The organism is Rhodococcus sp. FG69 (genome assembly GCF_057808915.1).
The window spans coordinates 62528-69769 of sequence record NZ_JBMDIX010000034.1; the positions used below are offsets into that span (position 1 = coordinate 62528).

The window sequence follows — 7242 nt, forward strand, 5'->3', positions numbered from 1 at the left end:
TGTGAAGGTTCTGTATACTTCCTGAGCGCTTCCATTCGGAAGTTTCCCGCGGCTTGTCGACCGGCCCGGACGTTGCACCACCGACGCTGACCACTACGGCGAGGGCAACTATGAGCGTGACGTTGGTACTGGGTGCAAGCGGTGGGGCTGGAGCGACCGCAACGACGGTCGGTCTCGCCAACGCGTGGGCGATCAGCGGCTCCGCAGCGGTGGCGGTCGACGCCACCGTCGGCGGAGGGGACCTGGTCGACCGCGCTGCCGACTACCGGGTCACGTCCTCGACGATCGAATCGGGCTTCCCCGACGGCGATCTGTCGGTGTCCAGTTCCGGCCTTCGCGTAGTGGGTCGGGCTTGGCTGGAGGCGACCGAACCTGATCTGCAGCGGATCGATTGGTACCTACGCCACAACTCCGATGCCTCGCTGTACGACTTGGGCCATCGCGCGTTCGGCCGCGACAGTGCACGACCACTGCGGACCGATCCGTCGGCAGCGATCGTGCTCGCCGTGTCTGCCCGTCCCGATGCCCTGAGTCGCGCTCGGACCGCACTCCAGACCATCTCGCTGACGATCGGCGAACGAGCGGTCCACCGGACCTCGGTCGTCTTGACGCATCAGGTTCCCGGTGCGCCCGTCGTCGATGTCGCCGAGCTGAGGAAGTGCCTTGCACGGCGTGCCGTCTCCGTCCACGAGATTCCATACGACCCTCATCTCGGTGCCGGGCTGACGATCACCGCCGCCGAACTGGCGCCCGGCACTGCCGCGGCCTACGAGCAGCTACGCGAACGAACCGTCGATGGGGAATGCGGCACAATGTCGGCGTGACGATACCGACGCCCCGCTTTCGACTCCCCGTCCTCGGCGACGTTCTGAGTATCGACGCAGACAAGCCCACACAGCGTGAACTCGAGATGGCAGCCGAACTCGGTCCGATCTTCGAGCGCAAGATCCTCCGTCACAGACTGATCGTCGTCAGCGGTGCAGATCTCGTCGCCGAGTTGAACGACGAGTCGAGGTTCGCGAAGTTCCTTGCGCTTCCACACCGTAAGCTTCGTGCGCTCGGCGGAGACGGACTGTTCACCGCATTCAACTCCGAACCCAACTGGGGAGCGGCACACCGAATTCTCATGCCCGGCTTCAGCCGCGAAGCGATGCGTCGATACCACCACGTCATGACCGAGGTCGCCTTTGAGCTGGTCGAGCACTGGAACACACGTACGGACACCTCGGTCGACGTGACCGCCGACCTCAACAAATTGACGCTCGAGAACATGGCCCGAGCCGGATTCGGCTACAGCTTCGACGCTTTCGCTCGCAACGACGACGCGTTCGTCGCGGCAATCGTTCGGATCCTCGGCTATGTCAATCGCACGTCGAACGATATGCCGTTCATGCGCGCTTTTCGTCGTGGGGATCGCATCCGCAACGACCGCGACATCGCCTACGTGCACGGCGTCGTCGACGAGGTGATCGAAAAGCGTGTACTCGACGACACTCGCCACGACGATCTGCTGGACCTTATGCTTCACACCCCGGATCCGGAGACCGGCGAACTGTTGGACCGAGTCAACATCCGCCATCAGGTCCTGACCTTCCTGGTCGCCGGAAACGAGACGACGGCCGGGACCCTTGCTTTCGCGCTGTACTTCATCGCCACGCATCCCGATGTCGCCGCGAAAGTTCGCGCTGAGGTCGATGCCCATCACCGGTCTGCAGAAACGATCTCCTACGACGATGTCTCGAAGATGCGCTACACCCGCAGTGTCGTCGACGAAACTCTGCGGCTATGGCCGTCGGCACCTGGATATTTCCGGAAAGCGCGTGAGGACACCTCGCTCGCGGAGGGTCGATACCCGATGAAGGCAGGGGAATGGGCCTTCGTGCTGACTCTCGGGCTCCACCGCGATCCGGTATGGGGTGCGGACCCGGGACTATTCGATCCGGATCGATTCTCCTCCGAACGAGCACAATCGCGTCCCGCGCAGGCTTACCGCCCGTTCGGAACCGGCATGCGGGGCTGCATAGGCCGGCAGTTCGCACTACACGAATCGGTGCTGACGCTTGCAGAATTGGTGCGCGCCTTCGATTTCGAGCTGGAGGACGGGTACGAACTGAACGTGCAGGAGTCGCTCACGCTCAAGCCGCAGAACATGCGGATGAAAGTCGTGCCGAGGTGACCGCCTCGAGTCCGGAATGGACGCTGATCGAAACTTTGGTCCCCGGCACGATAGGTGTGGTCGCCAAAGGGGGACACCCCAAGAGTCTGCATGAATCGCTGTCGCTGCAGCGGCTGTCGCCCGACCCGAAGATCGCGGTCGAGCCGTTTCTCACCCGAGCGATCGGTGCCCGCGGCCCGTACGAAGAAACGATCGACATTCGCAACCGTGGTGGATCGACGACGTACCGGCTGCTCGCCAGGCCTGTGATGGGCCCGACCGGAGCCGTCCACGCTCTGCAGATGTGGATCGGCCCCGCAGACCGCGACCCCGGTCCGCCGAGAACAGCGTCGGGGGTGAGCTGGCTGCTCGACCGCGGCGTGATCGCCCAAACCCTCGAAGCATCGCTGATGTCGGGGGTGGAACCGGAAGCGCATGTTCCGGAGCGGACGCCCGCCGAGTACTACGCGAAATCGATTCGGTTCGACGACACCGCAGGCCTGTTCACGCTTTGCCTTGCACCCACGGAGGGTGGCGCCTGGGAAGGATCGTTCTCGGTCCTGCACGCCGACGGTCGCGTCATGCGGTGGCACTGTCACGCGCGCGCCTGCCTCGAACCGGGAGAGGTCGGCGTGCGCGTGCTCTGGCACGACGTCACCGACACCGTCGACCCGGACAAACCGATTCTCGACGTGCTGGCGCGCCAAAGCGGAATGGATGCGCTTGGCATCTATCCCGCGCTACTCGTTCCGCGGCGGGGGTATCTCGCGATGTGGCTCTGCGACACACCAGCTCCGTGGGTGCAGTGGCGTGACGTCTCCTCCGGGAACGACGTCTTTCATCCCGACGACCGAGTCATCGTTTCGGAAGCACACTCGCGGTTGCTCGACGGCGGGAACCACGAGGAGATCACTGTCCGCACCAGGGCTGCAACCGGGCCCGAGGTGTGGATCGCGACGCGCATGCGCATCTCGCTCTATCCAGGCGATCTGGGCGAACATCTCGCGGTCGTCGACATGTACCGGGACTAGCCGATCGACTCGAGCGATTCGAGCGTGCGCACCACTGCCCGAGCCGCTTCGGCGCCCTTCTTCGCAAGATGATTCGCAAAGAACTCGTTGTGGTCGGCATGCTCGTGAAAGTGGTGCGGCGTCAACACAACAGAGAAGACGGGAACGTCGGTATCCAGCTGCACGCGCATCAGACCGTCGATCACTGCCGTCTCGACGAACTCGTGTCGATAGATGCCGCCGTCGACTACAAGTGCTGCCGCGACGATTGCGGAGTACCTACCCGTCCTCGCCAACCGCTGGGCGTGGAGCGGGATTTCGAACGCGCCCGGCACCTCGAAGAGATCGACATCGCTGCCGAATTCCTGCACGAATCCTTCACGTGCGCGATCGACGAGATCTTTGTGCCAGGTGGCTTGAATGAAGGCTACGGTTCCAGGCATGTCGTCCGTCACTCCTGTAAATTCTAGTGGTCGAGTAGATCGAGAGTTTTCTCATCCGGCTTGCCGCCGAAGTACTTTTGGAGAATCTTGCCGAAGATCGGATCGGTCGGGGCTGCTTCGGCGAACAACGTAATCGACGAGTGCAATTTGAGATCATCGGGGTACCCGAAGATCTCGGCGACGCTCCGTCCATCCACCTTTTCCACGAGCGCGGCGGCCTGGTGCAGACGCGGACCGAGGACTTCGTGCTCGACGTACAGCTGCGCCTCGGTCAGATCCGCGAGGGCGTAACGCTGCGCAGTGGCACTGAGACCGAGTCCGGCAAGTTGCGGGAAGACGAACCACATCCAATGTGTGCGTTTGCGCCCCTCCTTCAGTTCGCTGCGCACCGCCGACCAGACCGGATCCTGTGCGTCGACGAATCGTTGCAAGTCGTAGTCGCTCATCCTGCTCGCACTCTCCTGGAATCGATGATGCCGGTGTCGAAGCCCGCCAAGTGCAGGCCACCGTGGAATCGGGCATGTTCGATCTTCAGGCATCGATCCATCACGACGTTCAGTCCTGCGTCCTCGGCGTCGCGTGCGACCTGCTCGTGCCACAGCCCGAGCTGAAGCCAGATCGTCGTGGCCTTGGCTTCGAGAGTTTCCTCGAGAACCACAGGAAGGTCGTCGTACTTGCGGAACACGTCGACCAGATCGGGGGCCTTCGGGAGGTCGGACAGCGTCGGATACACCGTGACGCCCTCGATCTCGCTAACTGTCGGATTGACCAGAAAGATCTCGTAGTGACTCGTCGACGACAGGTATCGATTGACGAAATAGCTTGCTCTGGAGGCATTCTTGGAGGCGCCGACGATCGCCACCGTCTTTGTCTCACGCAGGATCCGCTGACGCTGCTGGGCCGAAGGGCCCTCCCACGAACGCGCCGTCATGACCGCTCCTGTCCGGTCGCCGATGTCAACGCTTGGTCCAGATCCCACAGTAAGTCCTCGACATCCTCCAGTCCGACACTGATTCGAACGAGTTCCGGTCCGACGCCCGCTCCGCGCAATTGTCCGTCGGTGAGCTGGCGATGCGTCGTGCTTCCAGGATGGATGACGAGTGTCCGCACGTCACCGATGTTGGCAACGTGGCTTGCGATCTGCACGCTCTCCACGAACTTCTGGCCGGCTTCACGACCGCCGAGGACCCCGAATGCGAACACTGCACCGGGCCCCGACGGGAGGTACCGCTCAGCCCGATCGTGGTGCGGATGGCCGGGCAAACCTGCCCACTTCACGTAGTCGACGCGGGAGTCGGCATCGAGCCAGGTTGCAACTGCTGCGGCGTTCGCCACGTGTGCGTCCATCCGTTGAGGCAGTGTCTCCACACCCTGGATCAGCGTGAACGCGGACTGGGCAGACAGTGATCCACCGATGTCGCGAAGTTGCTCACTGCGAAGCTTCGTCAAGAAGCCGTATTCCCCGAAATTGCCCCACCACGACAGGCCACCATACGACGCGACGGGTTCGGTCATGTGCGGGAACTTCCCACTGCCCCAGTCGAACCGACCGGACTCGACGACCAACCCTCCGAGCGTCGAACCATGACCCCCGAGAAACTTCGTCGCCGAATGCACGACGATGTCCGCGCCGAACTCGATCGGCCGGCACAACCACGGTGTCGCCATCGTTGCGTCCACCACCAGCGGGATCTTGTTCTCGTGTGCGACCGCAGCGAGGCCATCGAGGTCGGCGATCTCGCCCGAAGGGTTACCGATGACTTCGACGAAGATCAACTTGGTTCGATCGGTCACGGCGGCAGCAAAATCACTTGGATCCGTGCCCTGTACGAACGAGGTGTCGACGCCGAACCTCCGCAGCGTCACGTCGAGCTGGGTGACCGTTCCGCCGTACAACCCCGCAGCAGCGACGATGTGGTCACCGCTACCTGCCAAGGCCGCGAACACGGCGAACTCGGCAGCAAGGCCACTGGCAAAAGCCACCGCACCGATGCCGCCCTCGAGGCTCGCGACACGTTCTTCGAGAGCGGCCACGGTCGGGTTCGCTATCCGGCTGTACACGTTGCCGTATTTCTGCAGAGCGAAGAGATCTCCGGCATCGGCCGCGTTCTCGAAAACGTAACCGGCCGTCGAATGGATCGGTACGGCGCGCGAACCCGTCGACGGGTCGGGTCGAGCACCTGCATGAATTGCGCGCGTACGCAGGCCGAACGACCTCTCGCTCATCTGTCGGACCGTTTCGACAGAGGTGTGGAGTACTCGGCCGGCTCGGCATCGACGGCATGGCTGGTAGCCGTCGTGACCGAACCCAGATGTGACAGAGCTGTGGACATAGCTGTCCCCTTCGTAAGCGCTTGTGAACCGGACCGATTGGTTGGATCAGAACCGGCAACAACCGGAAGTGCACACGAGGGCGAAATCGACAGTGCGACGCCTGACAAGCACTACGGCTGTCACATGAGTCGCGGTCACGAGTGCGACAGTAGCAGCATCACCGGAAGGCCTTCGCGTCCACCGGCATCGCCAATGTGGTGAGGTCCCCGTTGTCGGCGGACCTCACCACGACCGGCATGTCAGTGCCGCTGATATCGATCATCACGTCCGGCCCCAGCGCCGACGCTACTGCCGGATACAAAGTGGTCACCTCGAAGGCCAGGTCGACCGGCCCTCCCGTGATCGTCGCCTCGATGTCCGAATACACGGTCGAACCCGGTGCCGAGACCCGTACGCGGTCCTCCCCCACCGCGACAGTCAGATACTTGTTCTCCTGGTTTTCGATCGACTTCTGCAGTGCAGTCTTGGACAGCACGACGCGGGTCGACACCGCCGGCAGCGAGTTCAGCATGGACCGATAGTCCGGAAACTCCTCCTGAAGTGTTCTGCAGTGTCGGTCGGCAGGTTGGAAGTCGACACCGGACGGTCCGATGCTCAGGTTCACCCGATGCTGTTGCCGAACCGCGGTAAGGGCGGACCGGAGATCGTCGCCGTCGATGAGCGCAGACCAGGTCGACGAAAACTCCTGTGCCACTTGCATCGTGCGGGTCGACAGCCTGAAACGATCGGTGGCAGTGAGAGTCAGAATGTCGTCCTGTGCCTCCAGATACACCCCGGCCAGCACTGGATGGTCGGGGTCGTGCGCTGTTGCAGTGAGGATCTGCTCGACGGCGTTGGCGAAGACCGGTCCGTTCAGGGTAATCATGGTTTTCCCTTTCTCGATGTGGAGTGCTGCACGTATGTGGGCTGCTGCCTGTCGAGCTCGGTGCGCGTCGTCGAACAGAGTGTTGACGTGCTCATCGATGTGCGTGGTGTCGCCGGCGAGGACGCGCGATACCTTGTCCAGCGGCATATCGATCTCTCGAAGGCGCCTGATGGTCACTGCCTGCTCGACTTGTTCGGGTGCGTAGTAGCGATAGCCGGTCGACTCGTCCACCCACGCCGGCGGCAGCAGCGACGAATCTGCGTAGAAGCGCAGCGAGCCAGGTGTCAATCCCGTTGCGCGAGCGAAGGCTCCGATGGTCATCAGTTCTGATGTGGTCACTCGTTCATCCTCGGGTCTCGGGTAACCCGAAGGTCAAGTACGCGGTCGTAGTTCGGGTGGGCTGAAGTAGTTGTTGCCGTGTGGGTCGGTGGTGCG

At 62.7% G+C, this 7242-nt stretch carries 8 protein-coding genes; 3 read left to right on the forward strand and 5 right to left on the reverse strand.

Annotation, left to right across the window (positions count from 1 at the left end):
* Window positions 1-110 precede the first annotated feature (110 nt).
* From ACODSO_RS22505 to ACODSO_RS22515, 3 genes are read left to right on the forward strand one after another with little or no spacing between them, the layout of a single operon-like run.
* The gene (locus ACODSO_RS22505) at window positions 111-824 is read left to right on the forward strand and encodes a MinD/ParA family ATP-binding protein (protein ID WP_489038887.1); all 714 of its coding nucleotides are present in this window, start codon (window positions 111-113) and stop codon (window positions 822-824) included.
* On the forward strand, window positions 803-2176 hold the full coding sequence (locus tag ACODSO_RS22510) for a cytochrome P450 (protein ID WP_489038888.1): 1374 nt from the start codon (window positions 803-805) through the stop codon (window positions 2174-2176). The genes ACODSO_RS22505 and ACODSO_RS22510 overlap by 22 nt, the downstream gene beginning before the upstream one ends.
* The gene (locus ACODSO_RS22515; protein ID WP_489038889.1) at window positions 2173-3186 is read left to right on the forward strand and encodes a GAF domain-containing protein; all 1014 of its coding nucleotides are present in this window, start codon (window positions 2173-2175) and stop codon (window positions 3184-3186) included. The genes ACODSO_RS22510 and ACODSO_RS22515 overlap by 4 nt, the downstream gene beginning before the upstream one ends.
* Here the strand turns inward: ACODSO_RS22515 and ACODSO_RS22520 are convergent.
* From ACODSO_RS22520 to ACODSO_RS22540, 5 genes are all read right to left on the reverse strand, one after another.
* Window positions 3183-3608: a 6,7-dimethyl-8-ribityllumazine synthase gene (locus ACODSO_RS22520; protein WP_068369862.1), complete on the reverse strand. Its 426-nt coding sequence runs from the start codon at window positions 3606-3608 to the stop codon at window positions 3183-3185. The two genes, ACODSO_RS22515 and ACODSO_RS22520, sit on opposite strands and share 4 nt — an antisense overlap.
* Before the next feature lie 23 nt (window positions 3609-3631).
* On the reverse strand, window positions 3632-4054 hold the full coding sequence (locus tag ACODSO_RS22525; protein WP_489038890.1) for a DUF1810 domain-containing protein: 423 nt from the start codon (window positions 4052-4054) through the stop codon (window positions 3632-3634).
* A complete protein-coding gene (locus ACODSO_RS22530) occupies window positions 4051-4539 on the reverse strand; it encodes a CoA-binding protein (protein ID WP_489038891.1) in 489 nt (162 codons plus the stop codon). Before ACODSO_RS22530 ends, ACODSO_RS22525 begins: the two co-directional genes overlap by 4 nt.
* Window positions 4536-5834 carry an O-acetylhomoserine aminocarboxypropyltransferase/cysteine synthase family protein gene (locus ACODSO_RS22535; RefSeq protein WP_489038892.1) on the reverse strand — a complete coding sequence of 433 codons (1299 nt, stop codon included), beginning with the start codon at window positions 5832-5834 and terminating at the stop codon, window positions 4536-4538. Before ACODSO_RS22535 ends, ACODSO_RS22530 begins: the two co-directional genes overlap by 4 nt.
* Window positions 5835-6099: 265 nt before the next feature.
* On the reverse strand, window positions 6100-7146 hold the full coding sequence (locus ACODSO_RS22540) for a DNA polymerase III subunit beta family protein (protein WP_489038893.1): 1047 nt from the start codon (window positions 7144-7146) through the stop codon (window positions 6100-6102).
* Window positions 7147-7242: the final 96 nt, after the last annotated feature.

Excerpts from the sequence above, each read along its gene's own strand:
- ACODSO_RS22510 (WP_489038888.1), top strand. The coding sequence starts at position 803 with ATGCGGCACAATGTCGGCGTGACGATACCGACGCCCCGCTTTCGACTC.
- ACODSO_RS22525 (WP_489038890.1), bottom strand. The coding sequence starts at position 4,054 with ATGAGCGACTACGACTTGCAACGATTCGTCGACGCACAGGATCCGGTC.
- ACODSO_RS22535 (WP_489038892.1), bottom strand. The coding sequence starts at position 5,834 with ATGAGCGAGAGGTCGTTCGGCCTGCGTACGCGCGCAATTCATGCAGGT.
- ACODSO_RS22530 (WP_489038891.1), bottom strand. The coding sequence starts at position 4,539 with ATGACGGCGCGTTCGTGGGAGGGCCCTTCGGCCCAGCAGCGTCAGCGG.
- ACODSO_RS22505 (WP_489038887.1), top strand. The coding sequence starts at position 111 with ATGAGCGTGACGTTGGTACTGGGTGCAAGCGGTGGGGCTGGAGCGACC.
- ACODSO_RS22520 (WP_068369862.1), bottom strand. The coding sequence starts at position 3,608 with ATGCCTGGAACCGTAGCCTTCATTCAAGCCACCTGGCACAAAGATCTC.